Origin of the sequence: Oceanobacillus manasiensis, from assembly GCF_000724085.1 — a bacterium.
GTDB classification, from domain to species: Bacteria; Bacillota; Bacilli; order Bacillales; family Amphibacillaceae; genus Oceanobacillus_B; species Oceanobacillus_B manasiensis.
The window spans coordinates 517,411-541,217 of record NZ_CCDL010000002.1 but is presented as its reverse complement, the minus strand read 5'-3'; the positions used below and the strand labels follow the sequence as shown (position 1 = coordinate 541,217).

General features: G+C 37.2%; 25 protein-coding genes. 20 read left to right on the top strand and 5 right to left on the bottom strand.

Going from position 1 to position 23,807, the window contains the following annotated elements:
* The first annotated feature begins 85 nt into the window (after positions 1-85).
* The 8 genes from tkt to BN985_RS11930 all read left to right on the top strand — a co-directional run bounded on the left by tkt (position 86) and on the right by BN985_RS11930 (position 6,372).
* Positions 86-2,092 (top strand): transketolase, encoded by a 2,007-nt coding sequence (gene tkt, locus BN985_RS11965; RefSeq protein ID WP_042223684.1) that lies wholly within the window; start codon positions 86-88, stop codon positions 2,090-2,092.
* A gap of 208 nt (positions 2,093-2,300) precedes the next feature.
* Positions 2,301-2,762: a sporulation inhibitor of replication protein SirA gene (gene sirA, locus BN985_RS11960; RefSeq protein ID WP_042223683.1), complete on the top strand. Its 462-nt coding sequence runs from the start codon at positions 2,301-2,303 to the stop codon at positions 2,760-2,762.
* 42 nt (positions 2,763-2,804) lie between these two features.
* On the top strand, positions 2,805-3,314 hold the full coding sequence (locus tag BN985_RS11955) for a DUF2691 family protein (protein ID WP_042223682.1): 510 nt from the start codon (positions 2,805-2,807) through the stop codon (positions 3,312-3,314).
* Positions 3,315-3,782: 468 nt separating this feature from the next.
* Positions 3,783-4,004 (top strand): YneF family protein, encoded by a 222-nt coding sequence (locus BN985_RS11950; protein ID WP_042223681.1) that lies wholly within the window; start codon positions 3,783-3,785, stop codon positions 4,002-4,004.
* A gap of 277 nt (positions 4,005-4,281) precedes the next feature.
* Complete coding sequence (locus BN985_RS11945; protein WP_042223680.1) at positions 4,282-4,986, top strand: cytochrome c biogenesis CcdA family protein; 705 nt, start codon at positions 4,282-4,284, stop codon at positions 4,984-4,986.
* Between the two features lie 59 nt (positions 4,987-5,045).
* Positions 5,046-5,471 (top strand): Na(+)/H(+) antiporter subunit B, encoded by a 426-nt coding sequence (locus BN985_RS11940; RefSeq protein ID WP_042223679.1) that lies wholly within the window; start codon positions 5,046-5,048, stop codon positions 5,469-5,471.
* A gap of 19 nt (positions 5,472-5,490) precedes the next feature.
* The gene (locus tag BN985_RS11935) at positions 5,491-5,847 is read left to right on the top strand and encodes a response regulator (protein WP_042223678.1); all 357 of its coding nucleotides are present in this window, start codon (positions 5,491-5,493) and stop codon (positions 5,845-5,847) included.
* A 51-nt stretch (positions 5,848-5,898) separates the two neighbouring features.
* Entirely contained in the window at positions 5,899-6,372 is a 474-nt protein-coding gene (locus BN985_RS11930) for a CcdC family protein (protein WP_042223677.1), read from the top strand.
* 36 nt (positions 6,373-6,408) lie between these two features.
* On the opposite strand, the gene BN985_RS11925 is transcribed toward BN985_RS11930, so the two are convergent.
* On the bottom strand, positions 6,409-6,891 hold the full coding sequence (locus BN985_RS11925) for a DUF2621 family protein (protein ID WP_042223676.1): 483 nt from the start codon (positions 6,889-6,891) through the stop codon (positions 6,409-6,411).
* 265 nt (positions 6,892-7,156) lie between these two features.
* Between BN985_RS11925 and BN985_RS11920 the strand changes: the two genes are divergently transcribed.
* From BN985_RS11920 to BN985_RS11890, 7 genes are all read left to right on the top strand, one after another.
* A complete protein-coding gene (locus BN985_RS11920) occupies positions 7,157-8,278 on the top strand; it encodes an ATP-binding protein (protein WP_042223675.1) in 1,122 nt (373 codons plus the stop codon).
* Between the two features lie 240 nt (positions 8,279-8,518).
* Entirely contained in the window at positions 8,519-11,230 is a 2,712-nt protein-coding gene (gene acnA / locus BN985_RS11915; RefSeq protein WP_042223674.1) for an aconitate hydratase AcnA, read from the top strand.
* Between the two features lie 231 nt (positions 11,231-11,461).
* On the top strand, positions 11,462-12,049 hold the full coding sequence (locus BN985_RS11910; RefSeq protein ID WP_042223673.1) for a TlpA family protein disulfide reductase: 588 nt from the start codon (positions 11,462-11,464) through the stop codon (positions 12,047-12,049).
* A 57-nt stretch (positions 12,050-12,106) separates the two neighbouring features.
* Positions 12,107-12,250: an FbpB family small basic protein gene (locus tag BN985_RS19500; protein ID WP_084157538.1), complete on the top strand. Its 144-nt coding sequence runs from the start codon at positions 12,107-12,109 to the stop codon at positions 12,248-12,250.
* 168 nt (positions 12,251-12,418) lie between these two features.
* Positions 12,419-12,649, top strand: coding sequence for a small acid-soluble spore protein Tlp (tlp, locus tag BN985_RS11900; protein WP_042223672.1), 231 nt, complete (start codon positions 12,419-12,421; stop codon positions 12,647-12,649).
* A gap of 202 nt (positions 12,650-12,851) precedes the next feature.
* Entirely contained in the window at positions 12,852-13,274 is a 423-nt protein-coding gene (locus BN985_RS11895) for an acyl-CoA thioesterase (RefSeq protein ID WP_084157537.1), read from the top strand.
* 5 nt (positions 13,275-13,279) lie between these two features.
* Entirely contained in the window at positions 13,280-13,588 is a 309-nt protein-coding gene (locus BN985_RS11890) for a hypothetical protein (protein WP_042223671.1), read from the top strand.
* Positions 13,589-13,640: 52 nt separating this feature from the next.
* Here BN985_RS11890 and BN985_RS11885 read toward each other — a convergent pair whose 3' ends face one another.
* The 4 genes from BN985_RS11885 to plsY form a co-directional block, all read right to left on the bottom strand.
* Complete coding sequence (locus BN985_RS11885; RefSeq protein ID WP_156960131.1) at positions 13,641-13,937, bottom strand: HesB/YadR/YfhF family protein; 297 nt, start codon at positions 13,935-13,937, stop codon at positions 13,641-13,643.
* A 24-nt stretch (positions 13,938-13,961) separates the two neighbouring features.
* Positions 13,962-14,195 carry a membrane protein insertion efficiency factor YidD gene (gene yidD, locus BN985_RS11880; RefSeq protein ID WP_084157536.1) on the bottom strand — a complete coding sequence of 78 codons (234 nt, stop codon included), beginning with the start codon at positions 14,193-14,195 and terminating at the stop codon, positions 13,962-13,964.
* A 5-nt stretch (positions 14,196-14,200) separates the two neighbouring features.
* Complete coding sequence (folE2, locus tag BN985_RS11875) at positions 14,201-15,136, bottom strand: GTP cyclohydrolase FolE2 (RefSeq protein ID WP_042223669.1); 936 nt, start codon at positions 15,134-15,136, stop codon at positions 14,201-14,203.
* A gap of 81 nt (positions 15,137-15,217) precedes the next feature.
* On the bottom strand, positions 15,218-15,799 hold the full coding sequence (plsY, locus tag BN985_RS11870) for a glycerol-3-phosphate 1-O-acyltransferase PlsY (RefSeq protein WP_042223668.1): 582 nt from the start codon (positions 15,797-15,799) through the stop codon (positions 15,218-15,220).
* Between the two features lie 197 nt (positions 15,800-15,996).
* Here plsY and BN985_RS11865 point away from each other — a divergent pair, with 197 nt between their 5' ends.
* From BN985_RS11865 to parC, 5 genes are all read left to right on the top strand, one after another.
* Positions 15,997-17,067 carry an ABC transporter ATP-binding protein gene (locus BN985_RS11865; protein ID WP_042223667.1) on the top strand — a complete coding sequence of 357 codons (1,071 nt, stop codon included), beginning with the start codon at positions 15,997-15,999 and terminating at the stop codon, positions 17,065-17,067.
* The gene (locus BN985_RS11860; RefSeq protein ID WP_042223666.1) at positions 17,067-18,590 is read left to right on the top strand and encodes an ABC transporter permease/substrate-binding protein; all 1,524 of its coding nucleotides are present in this window, start codon (positions 17,067-17,069) and stop codon (positions 18,588-18,590) included. The genes BN985_RS11865 and BN985_RS11860 overlap by 1 nt, the downstream gene beginning before the upstream one ends.
* Positions 18,591-18,606: 16 nt before the next feature.
* Positions 18,607-19,026 carry a CoA-binding protein gene (locus tag BN985_RS11855; RefSeq protein ID WP_042223665.1) on the top strand — a complete coding sequence of 140 codons (420 nt, stop codon included), beginning with the start codon at positions 18,607-18,609 and terminating at the stop codon, positions 19,024-19,026.
* Between the two features lie 277 nt (positions 19,027-19,303).
* Positions 19,304-21,262, top strand: coding sequence for a DNA topoisomerase IV subunit B (parE, locus tag BN985_RS11850; protein ID WP_042223664.1), 1,959 nt, complete (start codon positions 19,304-19,306; stop codon positions 21,260-21,262).
* A 27-nt stretch (positions 21,263-21,289) separates the two neighbouring features.
* The gene (gene parC / locus BN985_RS11845; RefSeq protein WP_042223663.1) at positions 21,290-23,740 is read left to right on the top strand and encodes a DNA topoisomerase IV subunit A; all 2,451 of its coding nucleotides are present in this window, start codon (positions 21,290-21,292) and stop codon (positions 23,738-23,740) included.
* Positions 23,741-23,807 lie beyond the last annotated feature (67 nt).

The window sequence follows — 23,807 nt, the reverse complement described above, 5'->3', positions numbered from 1 at the left end:
CATTTAACTTGTTCCTGGATGGGTTTCGTTATAGAATGAGAAGGTAATTACAAGCAGTTATTCTTGAAAGGGGTTTTAAAACAATATGTTAAACAACATAGAACAAAAATCAATCGCTACAATCCGTACATTATCTATTGATGCAATTGAAAAAGCAAATTCTGGCCATCCTGGACTTCCTATGGGTGCTGCTCCAATGGCCTATACGCTTTGGACAGACTTTATGAACCATAATCCGAGAAACTCAAAATGGTTTAACAGAGACCGTTTTGTCCTTTCAGCAGGTCATGGGTCTATGCTTCTATACAGCTTGCTACATTTATCTGGTTATAATTTATCAATGAATGACTTAAAAGAATTCCGTCAATGGGATTCTAAAACACCTGGCCATCCAGAAGTACACCACACAGACGGTGTGGAAGCTACAACAGGTCCATTGGGTCAAGGTATCGCAATGTCTGTTGGAATGGCAATGGCAGAGGCACATCTTGCAGGTAAATTTAACAAAGAAGATATTGAGATTGTTGATCACTATACTTACGCGCTTGTAAGTGATGGAGATTTAATGGAAGGTATTTCACATGAAGCGGCATCACTTGCAGGTCACTTAGGACTTGGAAAACTTATCGCATTATATGATTCCAATGATATTTCATTAGATGGCGATCTAAACCAATCTTTCTCTGAAAACACAGAAGAGCGTTTTAAAGCCTATGGATGGCAAGTAATTCGTGTTGAAGATGGTAATGATATAGATGATTTAAGAAAAGCAATAAAGCAAGCACAGGAGAATACAGATCAACCTACTTTAATTGAAGTGAAAACTATTATTGGTTACGGATCTCCTAATAAATCAGCATCAGCATCTTCTCACGGAGCTCCTTTGGGTGCTGACGAAGTAAAACTTACGAAAGATTATTATAAATGGACATACGAGCAAGATTTCCATGTTCCTGATGAAGTTTATGAAGACTTTAAAGAGAAGATTGGAAACCAAGGTGCTGAAGCAGAGGATAATTGGAATGTTTTATTGGCAACATACAATGAAAAGTATCCTGAATTAGCTAAGGAATTCGAATTAGCAATGAAAGGTGAACTTCCTGTCGATTGGGAAAAATCACTTCCTGTTTTTGAAGCAGGTAAAGATACGCTTGCAACTCGTGCTTCTTCTGGAAAAGTATTGAATGCTATTGCACAAGCTGTACCAAATTTCTTTGGTGGTAGTGCAGATTTGGCAGGGTCCAATAAAACAATGATGAATGATGAAGAGGATTTCTCTCGTAAAAATTATGCTGGCCGTAATGTATGGTTTGGTGTACGGGAGCATGCAATGGGCGCTGCCTTAAATGGTATGGCTCTACATGGTGGGTTGAAAGTTTATGCTGGTACTTTCTTTGTATTTAGTGATTACCTTCGTCCAGCGGTTCGTTTGTCTGCTATCATGAATACACCAGTGACCTATGTATTCACGCATGATTCCATTGCTGTAGGTGAAGATGGCCCAACACACGAACCAGTTGAGCAACTAGCCGCATTGCGTGCAATGCCAGGACTGTCTCTAATCCGTCCGGCAGATGCTAATGAAACACAGGCTGCATGGAGACTTGCTATTGAATCAACCAATCAACCAACAGCACTTGTGCTTACACGTCAAAACCTTCCTACTCTTGAAGGCACAAAAGAGTATGCGTATGAAGGTGTGAAAAAAGGGGCATATATCGTAAGTGATGCCGATAAAGAAACACCCGATGCATTGCTTTTAGCTACGGGCTCTGAGGTACAACTAGCTGTATCTGCGCAATCCGCATTAAAAGAAAAAGGGATTGATGCTCGTGTTGTAAGTATGCCATCTTGGGATCGTTTTAATGTTCAAGATGCAGCTTATAAAGAAAAGGTATTACCATCATCTGTAAAAAATAGAGTAGCAATCGAAATGGCAACATCCTTTGGTTGGGATCGCTATGTAGGAGATCATGGGAAGATTATTGCCATCGATCGATTTGGTGCTTCTGCTAATGGAGACAAAGTTATTGCGGAATATGGTTTTACAGTTGAGAATGTAGTGGAACATGTAGAATCACTTACCAAGTAATTTTATTAAAAAGATGACCTTTTATGAAGGTCATCTTTTTTTATGCTTAGAAAACAAATTGAGTTGCTGCCATTCTAAGAACTTTCTATTAAACCTTAGAAGATGAATAGTAAATTTTTCTCGACAAAACTAGTTATCATTCTGCAGAGAAACTGACATTTTTTTATAAGACCTTCCTTTATAATAGTTTGAAAAGGGGGAAGTTTAGATGTATGAATATACTGTTTTCCGGATTAAGGAAGAATTCTCTTGGCACTACTTTCACAAAAGTGATATTCTTTATCGATTTATAAAACATTACCAAAAAGAGTATCAAAAAAGACCAGAGTTACAAATGCAGTATGATTATAGTACATACCCTTTCCCAGGCACACAGTTTTGTAAAATAGTAGAAGAAAAGATGGATAATTCGATGGTTTCGTATGAATCTGCAGACAATTTACGATTAGTTAAAAACTCGACAAACATTCCCTTACATATATGTGAGAACCATCTGAAGTTCCGTTGTAAAACAATATTAGAAGCTGAAGAGGTATTGTTTCCGATATTACGGGAGATAGATTCTACCTTTTTTATCATCGGAGAAAATATAGCTCAGTATGGCTGGGTTTCCCCAGTTGTTCGTATACGTGAGCCTAAAAGTGGACAAGTATTGTATTCTTATCATTAATTCTGTGAAGGTAACTATAAGCCTTGTAATGAGGAGGAAAAGATGAACGAAATAGGAGTAAAACTTGAGGTTGAAAATAAATCTGGCAAAATATTGTTTGAGTTATTCCAAGATTTTATGCAGTTTCCGTCTGTCTGGGTTACAGGGGATTCTCACGAAATCTTGTATGAAGAAGATATTGAGAATATAAGAGCTTCGAAGGAATTAACCACTCCAGTTGATAGTAGGGCCAGGCTGCTGAATAAAAAAATACTTACAAATGAACAAATGAAAGAGCATGCGTATTCCTCAGAAGATTATTACATCATAAATGCAACATTTTCAGTCTACTTTAACAACGATATAAGCCATACTAGTATGAAGACTTTAGGTCAATTTTTAAATTCTGACTGTGATGTAGTAATTTGTTTCGCAGATACTACTGATATTACTGTTTTCGTAAAAAAAATAGATTTGATTAATATGACCTTAGTTAGATGCAAAGAGCATAATTATTCTAATTATGAAATCCTTTATAAAGGAAAGCTTCCCGATGATTATCTACTAAATTAATGTATAAAGTTCAGGACATTGCACTTCGTAATTTGAGCGCTGCCTTCTTTTAAAACCTAAAAAGATAAATTTTCCTATTTTGACTAGCTTTTTCATTTTCTTTATCTACCTAGAGCGGTAGCCGTTCTGTTTTCTTCAGTTGTGTTATCCCCATTAAGGTTAGTGACAATTATTCTTATTACTAAAATAGCGAGAATAACAAACCACCACTTCATCACTTCTTAAAATGTAAATTGTAATTTAAGATATTGTTGTAAGGGCTGGTTTTCGCTTTTGTAAATCTTTATAGTAAAATAGTAGCATTGAAATATAAACTTCATGTGTTTGAATAACTATCTATAAAAGTGTAAAATCAGTGATATATTGACGTTAAACGATTTTTTATGACGTTCTTTTCATATTTGATTGTATTATTATCATTAATTTACTATACTGTAAAAGAGACAACACGAAGGAGGAAGGCGTGACATGAGCACGATTTGGGTAGTACTAATTGCTGTAGCAGCATTGATTGCTGGTGTTGCTCTTGGATTTTTCATTGCTAGAAAATATATGATGAGCTATTTAAAAAAGAATCCACCAATTAATGAGCAAATGCTTCGTACGTTAATGATGCAAATGGGACAAAAACCATCCCAGAAGAAGATTAATCAAATGATGCGTTCAATGAATAACCAAGCTGGTAAATAAGCAATTATTTTATAATTTAGCTGGAAGCATCCGCACAAGTGCCCCTTACTGTATAATGTAAGGGGCTTTTTTTGACTACTCCTCAACTGAAGGCATAGTATATAGAAGTGGCCCGAGGAGCGAGAGACAAATTGTCTAGGACTAAAAGCCTCAAACAGAATGCCGTAATCTGCTTTTAATTGTCTTAAAAATTTTCGAATTATCGTCATAAATTTAATGCATGTTACAATACTTTTCTAGTTATACTGTGATAAGTTAGTTGTGAAGGAGGTAGAATATGTCTGAAGTAAATATTTTTATAGCATTTGGCGCTGGTTTTTTATCTTTTATATCTCCCTGCGTTTTACCTTTGTTTCCTGTTTTTATCTCATATATAACAGGAATGAGTGTAAATGAATTAAAAGAGGATAACCGAAATTTTAATATAAAGAGCATGATACATACTTTGTTCTTTTTGCTAGGGTTTTCTTGCGTATTTATTATGATGGGATTTACCAGCCTGTATATTTCCGAATTTCTTAATACATACAAAGAATTAATCAGACAAGTTGGCGCAATTCTAATCATATTTTTTGGATTAGTAATTGCTGGAGTACTCAATTTTGAGTTTTTGATGAAGAACAAACAAATTAAGTTTAAAAACCGTCCAGCTGGCTTTGTCGGTTCTTTCATCATTGGTCTTGCTTTCTCTCTCGGATGGACGCCATGCACTGGCCCTATACTGGGTATAGTTCTGTCACTTGCTTCAACAGAGCCGCAATCAGGAATGATTATGATGATCAGTTATGTTCTTGGCTTCTCGGTTCCTTTCTTTGTATTATCCTTCTTTGTGGGGAAATTAGGGTGGATTAAAAGACACAGTCCTATTATTGTAAAAGTTGGCGGGTATTTGATGGTTGCAATTGGTATAGCTTTGTTTTTTGACTGGATATATAAACTAACATCCTATCTTGCAGGCTTGTTCGGTTTTACAGGATTTTAATGGATTTTATTAACGGAGTATATTAATATTAAGATATATAGGTATAAAGGAGCTTTTACATGTACAAAACGAATGATCTAATTTTACGTACTACCACATCATTGATAGCCTTTATCCTGCTTGGTTTTGCAGTTTATCTATTGCTTGCAGGGCATAACTCTCCCGGTGGTGGATTTGTCGGTGGGCTTATGACATCAGCTGCCATTTTGCTTATGTACATAGCATATGGGGTGGAAGCTGTTAAGAAAGTACTACCAGTTAATTTTATGATGCTAATTCCAATTGGTTTAGCCATTGCACTTGGAACAGGCATAGGCTCATTCATATTCGGTGTCCCATTCTTATCCCAAACTTTTGATTACTATACATTTCCTTTGTTTGGTAAGATTGAATTGGCAACCGCAATGCTTTTTGATCTAGGTGTTTATTTCACTGTAATCGGAGTAATGATGACAATCATTCTAACCATAGCAAAAGATCAGTAACGATCAGGGGAGGAATAATATGGCCAGAGTATTGGTAGTTGATGATGCGAATTTTATGAGGGTAACATTATCCACTATACTAAAAAAAGAAAAGCATGAAATCGCAGGGGAAGCAGGAGATGGTGCTGAAGCGGTAAGGCTCTACAAAGAATTGAATCCTGACCTCGTTACGATGGATATAACAATGCCTGTCATGAATGGAATTGATGCTATTAAGGCAATTAAGGCCTATGACCCCAATGCTACTATAATTGTTTGTTCAGCAATGGGACAACAAAAGGTTGTGGTGGAAGCGATAGAGTCAGGTGCAAAAGACTTTATTGTCAAACCATTTGATGAAAGCCAGGTCCTAGAAACCGTTAATCGAATCATGTAGTGAAACGGCATCTAGAAAATAACCTGATAGAAAGTATGAGGTAATGCCATTATGTTTTGGTTGGTAGCCAGTACACTTATTGCAGCATGTATGGCTGTGGCTATGATTTTTATTCGTATTAGGGGAGCTAAGAAGCCGGCTTCTGTAAAAAAAATAATGTTACCCCCTCTTTTTATGAGTACAGGGGCATTAATGTTCATATTTCCTGTATTTCAAATAAGCTTAAGCCAATTTCTTGAAGCTCTCATTGTAGGGATGGTTTGTTCTATTTTTCTAGTCAAAGCTTCAAGATTTGAAATACGTGATGAAGCAATTTTTTTAATTCCTTCTAAATCATTTATTTTTATTCTCTTTGGTTTACTGGTATTTCGAATTGTGATGAAGTTGATTATCGGTGGCAGTATTTCCGCTGGGGAAACAAGTGGGATGTTTTTTATCCTAGCTTTCGGCATGATCTTCACATGGAGATGCTGTATGTTGTTTAAATTTCTTCAACTTGAAAAACAGTTACACGTTAACGCATAGAAAGAAGTCCGAAACACGAATGGTTCGGACTTCTTTTTATTTGTTTCTTATGCGTGCTTCCCAATCAGATTCATAATCCTCTTTCGACATTAAAAATAAATGTTCATAAGGAGCCACCTGTATATTTTTTTCCGCAAGTTTCTTTCGTAGGAATTTATGATCCCTCTTAGGTGTTGCTAAAATGTACCCTTCAATCAGAACTTCCTCGTTGATATAACTCATTTCTTTCTTAATAGCAATTTCTCCAATTTTACTCGCAATCTTGTGTCTTGCTATATCCCTGAATAGCTCAGGAACGGGAGAAACCAATTCTTCGAGAAGTTCTTTTTCTTCTGCTTTCCACATGTCCTGGCTTTGTTCCATATAATATTCTTCCCAATCCATTATGGACTTGCCATCTTCTTTGGGAAGACGTTTTAGAAATTTACGAAACATAAAAAAGCCGCCGATTGCCATAAACACAATCATGAAAAGTCCCCATAATAAAATTAATATGGAATAATCTACAATTCCTGACATAATGTCACCTATTTCTTCAAATTATTTAATGAAATTACAAAATGTTACAAGCATTTTACATTAGTGATTTATTTTTTAACGCAGTTATAGTAATATTACTAATAATTGGGTATATATTTTAAATAGAAAAGAAGTAAAACAATTATATCATATTATAATAGTAAAAATTACTGGATACAATCGACATATTATCTCATATTATCTCATAGACATAGAATTATAAGACGCTAAATGGTTGTTACATAATGACAAGAGGGGGAGTAATATGGCTTTTAAGGACAGAAATGAAAGTAAATACAAAACTAATAATACTGTAAAAAAAGCAGAACCCGCCAATACACAGGATACCTATGAAGCATTATCGAAGTTACCCCTATACATGATAGATTGGGTAGAGAAAAACAACCATGATATTGTGACAGTTTGGGATGAGAGTGGTAAAGTGATTTACATTTCAAGTTCAATAGAACAGCTGTTGGGTTATCACACTTCTGAACTAAGAGGCACCTACTGGTATGAAAAAATATCTGCCGAAGATGTTAGCTATATTAGGGAAAGGTTGGAAAGGGCATCGGACTCCTTTCAAAAAATTAATGTAAACATTTTAAATAATAGTGGCAAGTATATTTGGTCGGAGTGCAATGTTGCCAAGTTAACAGATGAGTCTTCTAACAGAAAGTACTATATTTCGACATTAAAAGATATTACAGATAAAAAAGAAGCAGAAGAAATGATGATTCGTTCTGAAAAGATGTCAGTAGCTGGACAGCTTGCTGCAGGTATTGCACATGAAATACGCAATCCCTTAACTTCTCTTAAAGGATTTCTTCAGCTCTTGCAAGCAGGTGTTAATGGAAAAGAGGAGTATTATCAGATTATGACGGAAGAGATAGAGAAAATTGAAACGATAACTTCAGAACTTCTCTTTATTTCCAAGCCTTTAACGGATAATAGAAAAATAGAATCGATTGATGATATGATTCACGATGTTACGGTTTTACTAGGTCCTCAAGCTAAAATTAAAAATATAGACATTAAGATAATAAGTTCAGGACAAGCACGCATTAATTGTGATCGATCACAAATTAAGCAAGTTCTTATAAATTTATTGAAAAATGCGATAGAAGCAATGGATACACCAGGATTAATTACGTTTTTGGTGGAAGACAATGAGAAGTTTGTTAAAGTTAGTATTGTTGACGAAGGTCCCGGCATTCCAGAAGAAATTATACATAAATTAGGTGAGCCCTTTTTCACGACCAAGCAAACGGGAACTGGCCTTGGGATTATGATCACTAGACAAATTCTTGCTTCACACCAAGCTAAACTAGAGATTAGTCAAAATGAGAATGGTGGGAGTACGTTCTTTATCGTTTTTCATAAGTAATTTGCTATTTGATACTCTTGTTTTTTTAAAACAATCTAATAAGTATTGCTTATCACTCTACATAAGATTTTAATATACGCAAGAAGGAAGGAATGGTTTGTTTTCTCCACGATTATCCTTTAAGATATAACTGTAAGGAAATCGCTTTTATATGATTAATAGAATAATAGTGTAAAAGCAGTCGAAATTTGTAGTATATGCGAAATGTGAAATGAAGCAATGAATGAAAGGGGAAACAAAATGGGGAATTTCAACAATTATAATGCGAAGAAGCAGTTTGATTTAAATGGTAAAAAGTACAACTATTATCGTTTAAAGTCACTCGAAGAAGCTGGACACGGTAAAATTAGCCGTTTACCATTCTCTGTACGTGTATTGCTAGAGTCATTGTTACGTCAGCATGATGGTCGTCAAATTAAGGATGAGCATGTAGAAAAATTAACAAAATGGGGCACGAAAGAGGGAAAAGGGGTAGATGTTCCTTTTAAACCTTCACGAGTAATCCTTCAGGACTTTACAGGAGTACCTGCTGTAGTTGACTTAGCATCATTACGTAAAGCCATGGTAGATATGGGCGGAGAACCAAATAAAATCAATCCGGAAGTTCCGGTTGATCTTGTAATTGACCATTCCGTACAAGTAGACAAATATGGAACAGCAGATGCACTTAAAGCAAATATGGATCTTGAATTTAAGCGGAATGGTGAGCGTTATGAGTTTTTAAATTGGGCTCAAAAAGCTTTTGATAACTACCGTGCCGTGCCACCTGCTACAGGTATTGTTCACCAAGTAAACCTAGAATATATTGCTAATGTTGTACATGGTCTTGAAAATGAAAATGGTGAGTATGATGCATTTCCAGATACACTAGTTGGTACAGACTCGCATACAACGATGATAAACGGCCTAGGTGTACTAGGTTGGGGAGTTGGAGGAATAGAAGCAGAAGCTGGTATGCTTGGTCAACCATCCTTTTTCCCAGCGCCAGAGGTAATAGGTGTTAAATTCACGGGTAGTTTCCCTAATGGTACTACCGCAACAGATTTAGCCTTAAAAGTTACTCAAGTACTTCGTGGTAAAAATGTGGTAGGTAAATTTGTTGAATATTTTGGACCAGGGTTAAAAGATATGCCTCTTGCTGACAGGGCAACTATTTCAAATATGGCACCAGAATATGGAGCTACTTGTGGTTTCTTCCCTGTAGATGAAGAAGCATTAAACTATCTTCGTCTAACTGGTCGAAGCGAAGAGCAAATAGATCTTGTAGAGACATATTGTAAAGAAAATGATCTTTGGTATTCCTCTGATCAGGCAGACCCGGAATATACCGAATTGGTAGAAATTAACCTATCTGATTTAGAACCAAACCTTTCTGGACCAAAACGTCCTCAAGACTTGATATCATTATCCAATATGAAGAAAGAATTTAATAAAGCAATAACTGCACCGGAAGGAAATCAAGGTTTCGGTATGGATAAGAAAGAGTTTGATAAAGAAGTAACGGTTAACCATCCAAATGGTAACACTTCCGTTATGAAAACAGGAGCACTAGCTATTGCAGCTATTACTTCTTGTACAAACACTTCTAACCCATATGTAATGCTTGGTGCCGGGCTACTGGCAAAGAATGCTGTTGAGAAAGGCCTAAACGTGCCTGACTATGTAAAAACATCTCTGGCACCAGGGTCTAAAGTTGTAACTCGCTATTTAGAGGACTCTGGCTTAATGCCTTATCTTGATAAGCTTGGCTTCAACCTTGTTGGTTATGGTTGTACAACTTGTATCGGAAACTCAGGTCCATTGCGTGAAGAAATAGAGAAATCCATCATGGATAACGACTTATTGGTTTCCTCTGTCCTTTCGGGTAACCGTAACTTTGAGGGAAGAATACATCCACTAGTAAAAGCAAATTACTTGGCTTCACCACCACTTGTGGTTGCATACGCTCTTGCTGGTACAGTTGATGTAGACTTAACGAAAGAGCCAATTGGGAAAGATAAAGACGGAAAGCCAGTTTATATGAATGATATTTGGCCAACTATGGAAGACATAAAAGAACAGGTTGCAAATGTTGTGACTCCGGAAATCTTCCGTAAAGAGTACGAAAACGTATTTGATTCCAACGAGCGTTGGAACGAAATTGATACAACAGATGAGCCATTATTCAAGTGGGATGAAGATTCAACATATATACAAAACCCACCATTCTTTGAGGGGCTAACTGAAGAAGCTGGTAAAGTACATTCATTAGTGAATTTACGGGCTATTGGAAAGTTTGGAGACTCAGTTACAACTGACCACATTTCACCTGCAGGAGCGATCGCCAAAGATATGCCAGCTGGTCAGCATTTACAGGAGAAAGGCGTTTCTCCACGAAACTTTAACTCTTATGGTTCACGACGTGGAAACCATGAAATAATGATGCGTGGTACGTTTGCCAATATTCGTATTCGTAACTTACTTGCCCCTGGTACAGAGGGTGGTTATACAACCTACTGGCCTACAGAAGAAGTTATGCCAATTTATGATGCAGCAATGAAATATCAACAAGATGGCACAGGACTTATTGTAATGGGTGGAAAAGATTACGGCATGGGCTCATCACGTGACTGGGCAGCCAAAGGTACAAACCTTTTAGGTATTAAAACAGTAATTGCCGAAAGCTTTGAACGTATTCACCGTTCAAACCTAGTTATGATGGGTGTTCTTCCATTGCAGTTCGAAAAAGGTGAAAGTGCTGAAAAACTTGGTCTAACTGGTAGAGAGACATTCAACATTGAAATTGATGAAAGTGTACAGCCACATGATCTTGTAAATGTTACAGCAACAGATGAAAAAGGTAAAATTACCACTTTCAAAGCAGTTGCTCGTTTTGACAGTGAAGTCGAAATTGACTACTATCGTCATGGTGGTATTTTGCAAATGGTACTTCGCGACAAGCTTGAAAAATAATGTAGTTTTCATGATAAAGAATTAGAAATAGAGCCATATCGCTAAAAAACCGCTTTACACAGTGATACTGTGTAGATGCGGTTTTTTAGTATAGTGGTATCATCCTTGAGATTTCATTTGAAATTTTGAATAAGAATATAATTAGAAATGACTCTTTACAAATAGTCACTTTCTATCTAACATTAATAGTAAATCGAATTCATTTAAACGTGTAATAAGAGGAGATTTAATATGATAAAAAAGTTTTTAGGAACCTTTGTTTTGCTTGTCTTGTCGGGGATTGTCATTTTTAATTTTGTTGAAGATCAAAAAGAAGCTGAGACAGAGGATTACAGTCAAAAGAATACAAGCTCTGAAGGCGGCGCTATTGCCCCTGTAGAAAGCGCTGGACTGGAACCAGGTGAAATGGCACCAAATTTCACCCTGCAAACATTAAACGGAGAAGAAATTCAACTTTCTGAGCTGAAGGGGAAAAAAGTTCTTCTGAATTTTTGGGCAACATGGTGCCCTCCATGTAAGGAAGAAATGCCTGAGATGCAAACATTTCATGAAACGTATGGTGATGAAGTTGAAGTATTGGCTGTTAATATGACCAAAACTGAGACTAGTGGGCAAAATGATGTTAAAAAATTTAATGAGAAATTTGCATATTCTTATCCTATGCCACTTGATATTGAGGGTGAAATTAGTGCTGCATATAATGTATTTACCGTACCAACAACGTATTTTATCGGAACAGATGGTAGAATAGCAATGCCTCGCAAATCGGGGCCGATGACATATGAGTTTATGGAAGAAAGTATTTCAAATATGGAGTAATAGTATGAAAATAAAAAGAAATGGTAATACTTCTATTTAAAAAAGGAGTGAGTTACCATTTCTTTAAAAAAGAAGATTTCCTTTGAGCAGTTGGTACAGGAAAATAAAAAGCAAATTTTGCAAGATTCCTCTTTATTGGAGAGGATAGAGAGAGACATAGAAATGAAAATGAATCAAACTCTCAATCGGAAAGAATCTTAAATGTGTAAACTCTCCTGTGTCTCAGGGGAGTTTTTTAATTGAATTTTGTTGAGCTAATAAGAGTCAATGCGTATAACACGGATGTTTATCTTAAATTCGCCATACTTTTTGAGGTATAGCTTTCTAAGATTAAGTCAGAATAAAAAAGAAAAGGAAAGGAGCATTAACATGGCTAATAAACATTCAAACAAACCAAAGCCAGATGATCGTAGCGATAATGTAGAAAAATTGCAAAGTATGGTACAAGATACGATTCAAAACATCGAGAAGTCACATGAAACCATGCGTTTTACAGATGGGGAAGAAAAGCAGGAAATTGAAGCCAAGAATAAACGACGTGAAGAAGCAATTGATGCAATGCGTGACGAAATTAAAGATGAGTATAATGCGTTAGATTAGACATTGAAAATTACATTTAATAATTTTAGACAGTAGATAAAGTCGGACGAATTCGAACCCTTAGTATAGGTTTTGAACATTCGTTCGACTTTTCCTTTGGTTTTACATTTTCCTTCTACTCTCATAAGTGTTTCGTTAGGCGAAGTCTTTAGAAGATATGATAGGATATAAGGTGTAACAAGCTGTATTGGAGGAATTACTGTTGAATAAAGTGCAAACACCAATTGAAGTACGTTATCAGGAAACCGACCAAATGGGCGTCGTATACCATGCCAATTATTTAGTGTGGTTTGAAATAGGGAGAACAAAATTTGTAGAATCCCTCGGGTTGAGATACGGAGCAATGGAAGAGCAGGGGGTGGTTTCACCTGTAACCGATGCTACAATTAGCTTTAAACAGCCCATTCGCTACGGAGAAGATACAGTTGTAGTAACCTGGCTGGAAAGTTACGATGGGTTACGAACGGTGTATGGGTATCAAGTTCTTAATTCAGAAAGGGATATAGCAGTTAGTGGTAAGACGGAACATGTAATTGTGAAGAAAGACAGTTTTCGTCCACTTTCACTTAGAAAAGCTTTTCCAGAGTGGCATGAAGCATACAGTAACAAACTGAAAGAGGGATAATAGGCATGGCGTTTGGGTTGAAAAGAGATGAGTTAATTTCTTGGAAGAAGAAAGTACTTGCCGGAGAAATTGCAATCTTGACACATTATTGGCTCGATAATCGATTTCCTGGGTGTACATCCGTTACAAAAGTTGGCTGTAACGATCTTGAGAAACTAACTAAATGGGGGAGTCAATACGGTTTAGAAGCTGAATGGGTTCATAGAGACAAAAGGTTTCCCCATTATGATTTATTTGGAGAAAGACAGCGGGATGTTTTAATTTCCGAAAAGCAATGGAAGCAACTAGAACAATTTAATTTAATGAATAAGTAAAAAAACAACAGCACTTGGAGCTTTCCTGTGCTGTTGTTTTTTGTTAAACCTTTTAATTATTAAGGGACGTATATTTAAATACAGGTTCTGCAAGTTTATTATTCATTTGTACTTTTAAATCCTTGTCTTCAAAGTACCATGCGTCCTTCGTTTCTACGTAGAAGGTAATACCCTCGACTATAACAGAAGTATGCTCGTTCTCCGGATCTTGAACCGCAACTCCGAGGGAAAAACCAGGAAGATTTCCACCTACACCACCATATCTAACATAAAAACGTAATGTGCTGTGCTCTTCTAACTCCAATTCCTCTTTATACCATTTAGCAACTTCCTTGCTAACCTGCAACATCAATTGAGACAACTCCTTTTGCAACTATTTCCTAAGATTTTGTTTTTTCTCCGGTACTAAATCAACTCCGCCTTTATGAAATGGGTGGCATTTGCTAATTCTTTTTACTGTTAGATATGCCCCTTTGATGGCTCCAAATTTATTAAATGCCTCAAGGCCATATTCAGAACAGCTTGGATAGAAACGACATGTTCTAGGGGTGAATGGACTTATTGCTTTACGGTAAAAGGTAATAAGCCTAATGAATAAATGTTTCATATTTATTACCCGAGGTTCTCAGTGCGTTTATCGTAACTAACAGAAGCAATGGCATCATGCATATGGATAGACTCTTCATTTCGACAAGCAACTTTAAACTTATCAACTATATCCATTTCGTATAGGTCAGCCGCGACTAGACGAACCATATCCTCCACAAATCGAGGGTTTTCATAAGCCTGCTCTGTTACCATTTTTTCATCTGGTCGCTTAAGTACCGGATGAATACGTGCACTAGCATTACTTTCTGCTGCTTCTAAGAGCATTGTTTTCCAATCCATATCCGTGCTGACTGCACCTTCGTTTAGTTCCACTTCTATTGTTACAACACCTCTTTGGTTATGAGCACTATATTCACTAATTTCCTTGGAACAAGGACAAAGTGTGGTAATTAATGCCGAAAGAGAAGCTGAAAGGGTATAACCTGTTTGGTAGTCATAGATTACTTTCATGGTTATATCCGTGTGATTTAATCCTGCAAGATCACTTTGAGGTCCACGCCGTTCGAAGAACCAAGGAAATTGCAATTCGATGGTTGCATCCTGTTGATCAAGTCGATCTGCTAGTTCTTTCGTGAATGTTTTTAATGTTTGCCAATCAGCTTGAAAGCCACCTTGCCTGTAATAGGTGCTTAGCTGCTCTGTAAAACGGCTCATATTCGTCCCTTTACTTGTGCTTTTCAAGCTAGTTGAAAAGGAAATGTTAGCTATACTGGATTGTACTTTAGGGTCTAGGTTACCAGTAACAGACACAGGATGTTTTACATTTGAAATCCCTACAGCATCCAAATCAAAAAGAAAATCTTTTTTTGTATTTTGTAAGTCAGCCATCTGACTTTTTTCAACTGGTTTTGTTTTCGGAACTGGTAATACTGAACCAAATAATTTATGTCGTTCTGCCTTTGAGGGCAGTTGTTTTAGTGGGAAGATTTTCGTATTCACGACGCAGTCCCCTTTCTATTCATGTGTAAACAAGTATACGTGAGCACCTATTATTATTCAATTCATTGGTTTTAAGCGTTACTACATCCATGTGATTTTTGGCTCCGTCTTATCCCTAATTCGTTTAATGTTTGCTTTATGACGGTAAACGACAAACAGTGTTAGCAAGGAAGTGACGATAATTAATCCAGTATCTTGAAAAAGTAAAGAAGCGATTATTGCAACAAATCCCGTAATAATGGAAGACATTGAAACATACTTCGATAAATAGAGACTAATTAAAAAAGTACTAATCATAATCACAAATAGTAACGGGTTTATTCCTAAAATAATTCCACCTGAGGTAGCGACTGCTTTACCACCTTTAAACTTAGCAAACAATGGGTAGGTATGACCGATAACAGCAAAAAGTCCAATTACTAACGTGTACACATCTGCATTAAAAAGAAGAGGAACCAACGTAGCGGCCGTTCCCTTCAATATATCTGTAACAATTACGATACTCCCTGCCTTAAATCCAAGTACACGAAATGTATTAGTGGCACCAAGGTTACCGCTTCCGTGTTCACGAATATCCAAATTATACCCGAGCTTTCCAACAATCAATGCTGTTGGAATAGATCCTAATAAATAAGCAACAATAGCGAATATAACATATTCCATAGTCATTCCTTCTCTCTGGTTAGTATATAGCAAAAAAAATCTATTTATATTCTAGCACGAAGTACGTAGGGAAAGAACCATTTTTAGCATTTTCAAACTGAAACATTGAAAGAAAAGTTTTTATTCAAGTAAGATAGGGTATGGTATCTAGGATTAGAGATGTTGAGGTTTGTTTACTATTAGGGGGAATAAAATAGATGATAGAATTTGATAAAGTGAAAAAGGTTTATCCAGATGGCACGGAAGCTATAAGTGATTTTTCGTTAAAGGTTGAGCCTGGTGAAATTGTTACGCTAATTGGGCCAAGTGGTTGTGGAAAAACCACTGCGATGAAGATGGTTAACCGTTTAATTGAACCATCGGCTGGTGATATATACATAAATGAACGGAAAATTAATTCATATAACATTAACGAACTTCGCTGGAATATTGGATATGTTCTTCAGGAAATAGCATTATTTCCACATATGACTATAGGGGAAAACATCTCTGTTGTACCTGAGATGAAAAAATGGAAAAAAAATAAAGTGAAAAACAGGATTGATGATTTACTGGAAATGGTAGGTTTAGACCCTGTTACTTATCAAAAAAGAATGCCTAGAGAGCTATCTGGTGGTCAACAACAGCGGATAGGTGTCGTAAGGGCGCTTGCAGCCGATCCAGATATTATTTTAATGGACGAGCCATTTAGTGCCCTCGATCCGATTAGCAGAGAGCAACTACAAACTGACATCCGGACATTGCAAAAAGAAATAAAAAAGACCATTCTATTCGTTACCCATGATATGGATGAAGCAATGGCACTTGGGGACAGGGTATGTTTAATGAAGGATGGAAAAATCGTCCAGTTTGATACGCCACAGCAGCTGATTCTAAATCCTAAAACTGAGTTTGTGAAGAACTTTATTGGAGAAAGGAAATCACCTTGGCAAACAGCTGTAGATGTTATTTGCGACCAATCAAAAAAACGTGTTATAACAAAAGAAAATGTTGAACAAGGGGAGTTTGAACCACATTTATCCTACATCGTTACCGATGAAAATAGTATGTACCAAGCAACTGTCAGCAAGGGTTCCATCCACGATGAATTTTTAACTTTGGAAAATGATCTTCCACTTTATAAAGCAGCAGGGTTGATGGAGCAAAATGAAAATCAGGAACTATTTCCTGTTGTTAAACAGGGAAAGTTTATTGGAGTTTTAAGTAATAAGATTATTTTAGACTATCTAAGAAGTAAAACAACCCTAGAAAATGGGGTGATTCAGTAATGGCAGACTTTATTACGGTTTTTCAGGATAGAAAAGGACAATTACTAGAAACGCTTTGGGAACATTTGCAAATCTCACTAATAAGTTTACTTATCGCAATTCTTATAGCCGTTCCTTTAGGGCTTATACTCACAAGATATCCTCGAGTTGCTGAGCCAATAATAGGCATATCTGCTGTAATGCAGACCATACCAAGCTTAGCAGTGTTAGCGTTTCTTATTCCATTTTTGGGTATAGGCAAAGTACCTGCCATCATTGCACTAACTGCTTATGGTTTGCTTCCAATATTGCGGAACAGCTATACGGGAATTATAGGGGTCGACCCTGCGCTGAAAGAAGCAGCTATCGGTATGGGAATGAACTCATTTAAGCGACTTTCTAAAGTAGAACTTCCAATTGCCATGCCGGTAATAATGGCAGGGATACGTACCTCTATGGTACTCATCGTCGGCACCACCACAATCGCTGCATTAATTGGAGCAGGTGGGCTTGGTGAACTGATTCTCTTGGGAATTGATCGAGGAGCAGATATTAATTTAATACTTCTCGGGGCTATACCGGCCGCATTACTGGCTATTATACTTGATTTAATTCTTCGCGGATTTGAACGTGTTTCAAAAAGAGCTGGTTTTAAATCTTTGGTTATCATGTTACTTATAGCTGCTCTTGTTGTTACGTCCCCATTTATATTTAACAGCAATCAAAGGGCAGATATTATTATTGGTGGTAAGCTAGGTTCTGAACCAGCCATATTAGCTAATATGTACAAGCTCTTAATTGAAGAGGACACAGATTTAGATGTTGGATTAGAAACAGGGCTGGGGAAAACTTCCTTCGTGTTTAATGCCTTAGATAATGGTAGTATCGATATCTATCCAGAATTTACCGGAACAGCCATTGTGACACATATGGAAGCAGAAGCCGAAAGCAATGATGCTCAAGAGGTTTATGAACAGGCGAGAAATGGCATGGATGAAAAATATAACATGGCTTTATTACAGCCCATGGCATTTAATAACACGTATGCTGTTGCTACTACAGAGGAACTTGCAGAACAATATAATCTTAAAACAATTGGAGACTTACAAGAAGTAGAGAATGAGCTGACTGCAGGCTTTACATTAGAGTTTAATGACCGTTATGATGGGTATGTAGGCATGCAGGATGTGTATAACCTAGATATTAGTAACATAAGAACGATGGAACCAGGGATTAGACAGGATGCTTTAGCAAAGGGAGAAGTTGATATAATTGACGCTTATGGGACAGATAGTTACATGGTAGAATTGAACCTTGTTACATTAGATGACCCTGAAAACCTATTTCCACCATACCAAGGGGCGCCATTATTGCGTAATGAAACATTAGAAGAATATCCAGCGTTAAAGGATATACTCAATCAACTAGGTGGACAAATTAGCGATGAAGAAATGCGTGAGATGAATTATGAAGTAGATTATAAAGACCGTTCACCACGGCAAGTAGCTGAAGAATATTTACGAAATGAAGGGTTAATTGAATAGATAGGAGGTATAATCATTGGCTTGGGAAAATCCATCAAATGAGAATATAAAACAAATTTTAGAAAACGCAAAGACAATTGCAGTAGTTGGACTCTCTGATAATCAAGAAAGAACATCTTACCAAATTTCTGCTGCTATGCAGAAACAGGGATATAGAATCATTCCGGTTAATCCAACAGTTAAGGAAGTTTTGGGTGAGAAAGCCTACCCTTCTTTGCAAGATGTACCTGAAGACATTGATATTATTAATGTTTTTAGAAGGCCCGAATTCTTACCAGCAATAGCAGAAGAAGCGACGCAAACAAACTGTAATATATTTTGGGCCCAACAAGGAATCGTTAACCAAGAGGCCTATGATTATCTTAAAGAGAATGATTTTACTGTGATTATGGACCTTTGTATTAAAGTGGTTCATGCCGTTCTAGTAAAATCCTAATTATTAAAGGATGGTATCAGATGATGCCATCCTTTTACTTGCTTTTTGTACTCGAAATGAGTTTGAAAAGGTCTAGCATTGCGATTCACCTATGCAAGCTGATTTCTTTTATAGTATACTTAATAACATGTTTCCAATTAGAGGAAGACGTATAGGGCTTTCTCATCAACTCTAATTCATATCCTAATGTTTATAGTCTTTACAAGATCGAAACGTTTGTTCTATGATAATACATACATGTGTGGAAAAAAGCGGTATTTGAAAGGGGTAAGATATTTTGACTAAGCAACCATTACAATATAGTGATGATTCTATACAAGTACTAGAAGGACTCGAAGCTGTCCGCAAACGACCTGGTATGTATATTGGTAGCACGGATACAAGAGGTTTACACCATCTAGTATTTGAAATCGTCGATAATTCAGTAGATGAGGCACTTGCTGGTTATGGAAATAAAATAAAAGTGACGATTCATAAAGATAATAGTATTTCTGTAGCAGACAATGGACGAGGAATCCCCACTGGTATGCACAGTACAGGGAGACCGACAACGGAAGTAATTTTTACTGTCCTACACGCAGGTGGTAAATTTGGACAAGGTGGATATAAAACGAGTGGAGGTCTTCACGGGGTAGGAGCTTCTGTAGTAAACGCACTTTCAGAGTGGCTTGATGTTACAATTCATCGTGACGGGCATACTTATTACCAGCGTTTTGAGAACGGTGGAAAGCCAGTTGGATCACTCGAGAAGAAGGGCCCAACCAAGAAAAAAGGCTCAATAATTCACTTTAAACCAGATCCTAGCATCTTCTCCGTAACCGTATATGATTATGAAACCTTATCTGAACGACTACGTGAAGCGGCTTTCTTACTAAAAGGTCTGACAATCCAATTGGATGATCTTCGACAGGACACTCAAGAAGTATTCGAGTATCCCGAGGGCCTTGAATCGTTTGTCAGTTATTTAAACGAAGAAAAAGATACATTGCATCAAGTTGTTTCCTTCGAAGGGGAACAGCAGGGGATAGAAGTTGACTTTGCATTCCAGTTTAATGATGGCTATGCAGAGAGTATGCTTTCCTTCGTGAACCATGTCCGCACAAGAGATGGGGGAACCCATGAATCTGGAGCACGTGCAGCGATCACTAGAACCTTTAATGAATACGCCAGAAGAAACGGACTCATAAAAGAAAAAGAAAAAAACCTGGAAGGTACTGATATAAGGGAAGGTTTTACAGCAGTCGTCTCAGTACGTGTACCCGAGGAAATGCTACAATTTGAAGGGCAGACTAAAGGGAAATTGGGTACTTCCGAAGCTCGATCGGCGGTAGATGGTGTAGTATCAGAGAAACTTGCCTACTTTCTTCAAGAAAATCCCGAAGTATCTGGTCAGCTGATTAGAAAATCGATCAAGGCGAAGGAAGCTCGGGAAGCTGCGAGAAGAGCGCGTGATGAAGCTCGTTCTGGCAAGAAAAAACGCAGAAAAGATACACTACTAAGTGGAAAGTTAACTCCAGCTCAGTCGAAAAATCCAAAACGAAACGAATTATACCTTGTGGAGGGTGATTCAGCTGGTGGCTCTGCAAAGCAGGGAAGGGACCGAAAATTCCAAGCTGTACTTCCACTGCGCGGAAAAGTTATTAATACAGAGAAGGCAAAGCTACAAGATGTTTTTAAAAACGAAGAGATATCCACGATTATACACACCATTGGAGCAGGTGTAGGTGGCGACTTTGACCTGGAAGATGTGCAATACGACAAGATTGTTATCATGACTGATGCTGATACAGATGGTGCACATATTCAGGTATTATTGCTTACTTTTTTCTATCGTTATATGCGACAACTTGTCGAAGCTGGTAAAATTTATATAGCTCTACCCCCACTCTTTAAAATTTCCAAAGGGAAAGGTAAAAAAGAGAAGATTGTTTACGCTTGGGATGAAGCTGAAATGAAAAAAGCGGTAGCTGAATTTAAAAACGGTTATATGATACAGCGTTACAAGGGTCTCGGTGAAATGAATGCTGATCAATTATGGGAAACAACAATGAACCCCGATACTCGTACGCTAATTAGAGTAACGCTTGAAGATCTTGCCAGGGCAGAGCGCAGAGTCACTACCCTTATGGGAGATAAAGTAGAGCCACGGAGAAAATGGATTGAAGGCCATGTAGAATTTGGACTTCAGGAAGACACCAACATACTAGAAAATGAACGGATACATGAGGAAAGCTAATGTTTTAAGAATTAAGGGGGATTTCATTTGTCACAACCGGAGACATTTCTGGACCTTCCATTAGAAGAAGTAATTGGCGATAGATTTGGAAGGTACAGTAAATATATTATTCAAGATAGGGCCTTACCTGATGCCCGAGATGGTTTAAAGCCAGTACAGCGAAGAATTTTATATGCAATGCATGTTGAGAAAAACACTTTTGAAAAAAACTTCCGAAAATCTGCTAAAACGGTTGGTACAGTAATTGGTAACTATCATCCACATGGTGATTCATCGGTTTATGAAGCAATGGTTCGACTTAGCCAAGATTGGAAAATTCGCAATGTACTTGTTGAAATGCATGGGAATAATGGGAGTATTGATGGCGATCCACCAGCAGCAATGCGTTACACAGAGGCAAGACTTTCTAGTATTTCCTCTGAATTGTTACGGGATATTGATAAGGAAACGGTGGACTTCATCCCAAACTTTGATGATACCATTGAGGAACCAGTAGTTTTACCTGCTAAATTTCCTAACCTATTAGTTAACGGATCTACCGGTATCTCTTCCGGGTATGCAACTGACATACCACCACATAATCTTTCTGAAGTAATTGATGCTGTAATTATGAGAATTGATGATTCAGAGGTACCTGTTGACAAATTGATGCAAGTAATGAAAGGACCAGACTTCCCAACAGGCGGTATTATTCAGGGAGTTGAAGGAATAAAGAAAGCATATGAGACAGGAAAAGGTAAGGTTATTGTTCGGGGGAGAACTTCGATAGAAGAAGTCCGCGGTAACCGACAGCAAATTGTGATAGACGAAATTCCATATGAAGTAAATAAGGCAAATATGGTAAAGAAGATAGATGAACTTCGCATAGATCGTAAAGTTGAAGGAATAGCTGAAGTACGTGATGAAACAGATCGTACTGGTTTACGAGTAGTTGTAGAGCTGAAAAAAGATGTAAACAGTGAAGGAATTTTAAACTTTCTCTTTAAAAACACAGACCTACAGATTACTTACCATTTCAATATGGTGGCTATTCAGGATAAAACACCGAAGCTTCTTTCGCTCCCACAAATGCTTGATGCCTATATAGAACATCAAAAGGAAGTCGTAACAAGACAAACTAATTTTGATTTACGTAAGGCAAAGGATAGAGCACATATTGTTGAAGGCCTCATTAAGGCAATTTCAATTTTAGATGAACTAATTGCCACTATTCGTGCATCAAAGGACAAGCAGGATGCCAAAAAGCGCATTATCGCAAGCTATGCTTTTTCCGAGGCACAAGCTGAAGCAATCGTGATGCTACAATTATACCGTTTGACAAATACTGACATTACATCACTTGAAAAAGAAGCAGAGGAATTAAGAAAAAGTATAACAGAGCTTGAAGCTATTCTCCAAAGTGAGAAAAAACTTCTACAAACAATAAAAAAAGATTTAAAGCAAATTAAAAAAACGTTTTCTACTTCACGTCGAACCTTAATTGAAGACAAAATTGAAGAGTTAAAAATTAATATAGAAGTAATGGTTGCAAGTGAAGACGTACTTGTTTCTGTCACTAAGGATGGCTATATTAAGAGGACTAGTCTACGTTCTTATGGCGCTTCAAATGGCGATGATTTGGCAATAAAGGATGAAGACCACTTAGTTGGTTTAGTGGAGTTAAATACGACTGATAAAGTTCTCCTCTTCACCAATAAAGGGAAATACTTGCCAATACCTGTCCATGAACTTCCAGATATTCGTTGGAAAGACATTGGACAGCATATTTCCAATATCGCTTCAATAGATAAAGATGAGCGTATCATCCAAGTATTACCAATAAGAGAGTTTTCGGAGGGTCACTATCTCCTCTTCTTTACAAAAAATGGGATGATTAAACGTAGTGAGCTTGCCCAATATGACTCTCAACGATTTTCTAAAGCTTTGATCGCCCTAAACGTAAAACAAGGCGATGAAGTGGTAAATGTTTTCCAGACAAACGGAAATGCTGATATATTCTTAGCTTCCAACAAAGGTTATGGACTTTGGTATCATGAATCCGATGTTACAGTTGTTGGACAACGAGCTGCAGGAGTAAAAGCAATTCAATTAAAAGAGCAAGAATATGTAGTAAATGGACAGGTTTTTGATGATATGACAACCCCATCCTTAGCAATTATTACCCAACGTGGGGCTTGCAAGCGAATGAAGCTCCAAGAATTTGAAAAAACGAGCAGAGCTAAACGTGGTTTGCTTATGCTCAGGGAGTTAAAGAGCAAGCCACATCGTATACAAGGCTTTTTTGTAGTAGATGATCATGATACGATTTGCTATAATACTGCAAATGGAAAAACCCATAACATCTATCCACTCGCCCTTTCTGCAAGCGATCGTTATAGCAATGGTTCCTTTGTAATTGATGCAGACCATGATGGTGAAGTTATCGAAGCATGGAAGCAAGCAGAATATCGGAAGCCTTTTGAAGAAACAAATGAATAAAGGAAGGACAGCTCTTAATTGGGCTGTTCTTTTTCTTAACTATTGAAAACGCTTTCTTTAATCAGAA

Bases quoted from the DNA above. Each gene is read 5' to 3' on its own strand.
- BN985_RS11955 (WP_042223682.1), top strand. From the start codon at position 2,805: ATGAACGAAATAGGAGTAAAACTTGAGGTTGAAAATAAATCTGGCAAA.
- BN985_RS11945 (WP_042223680.1), top strand. From the start codon at position 4,282: ATGTCTGAAGTAAATATTTTTATAGCATTTGGCGCTGGTTTTTTATCT.
- BN985_RS11940 (WP_042223679.1), top strand. From the start codon at position 5,046: ATGTACAAAACGAATGATCTAATTTTACGTACTACCACATCATTGATA.
- yidD (WP_084157536.1), bottom strand. From the start codon at position 14,195: ATGAAACATTTATTCATTAGGCTTATTACCTTTTACCGTAAAGCAATA.
- BN985_RS11890 (WP_042223671.1), top strand. From the start codon at position 13,280: ATGGCGTTTGGGTTGAAAAGAGATGAGTTAATTTCTTGGAAGAAGAAA.
- BN985_RS11935 (WP_042223678.1), top strand. From the start codon at position 5,491: ATGGCCAGAGTATTGGTAGTTGATGATGCGAATTTTATGAGGGTAACA.
- BN985_RS11860 (WP_042223666.1), top strand. From the start codon at position 17,067: ATGGCAGACTTTATTACGGTTTTTCAGGATAGAAAAGGACAATTACTA.
- BN985_RS11950 (WP_042223681.1), top strand. From the start codon at position 3,783: ATGAGCACGATTTGGGTAGTACTAATTGCTGTAGCAGCATTGATTGCT.
- plsY (WP_042223668.1), bottom strand. From the start codon at position 15,799: ATGGAATATGTTATATTCGCTATTGTTGCTTATTTATTAGGATCTATT.
- BN985_RS11925 (WP_042223676.1), bottom strand. From the start codon at position 6,891: ATGTCAGGAATTGTAGATTATTCCATATTAATTTTATTATGGGGACTT.
- BN985_RS11865 (WP_042223667.1), top strand. From the start codon at position 15,997: ATGATAGAATTTGATAAAGTGAAAAAGGTTTATCCAGATGGCACGGAA.
- BN985_RS11930 (WP_042223677.1), top strand. From the start codon at position 5,899: ATGTTTTGGTTGGTAGCCAGTACACTTATTGCAGCATGTATGGCTGTG.
- acnA (WP_042223674.1), top strand. From the start codon at position 8,519: ATGGGGAATTTCAACAATTATAATGCGAAGAAGCAGTTTGATTTAAAT.
- BN985_RS11910 (WP_042223673.1), top strand. From the start codon at position 11,462: ATGATAAAAAAGTTTTTAGGAACCTTTGTTTTGCTTGTCTTGTCGGGG.
- sirA (WP_042223683.1), top strand. From the start codon at position 2,301: ATGTATGAATATACTGTTTTCCGGATTAAGGAAGAATTCTCTTGGCAC.
- tkt (WP_042223684.1), top strand. From the start codon at position 86: ATGTTAAACAACATAGAACAAAAATCAATCGCTACAATCCGTACATTA.
- BN985_RS11885 (WP_156960131.1), bottom strand. From the start codon at position 13,937: ATGTTGCAGGTTAGCAAGGAAGTTGCTAAATGGTATAAAGAGGAATTG.
- BN985_RS11920 (WP_042223675.1), top strand. From the start codon at position 7,157: ATGGCTTTTAAGGACAGAAATGAAAGTAAATACAAAACTAATAATACT.
- tlp (WP_042223672.1), top strand. From the start codon at position 12,419: ATGGCTAATAAACATTCAAACAAACCAAAGCCAGATGATCGTAGCGAT.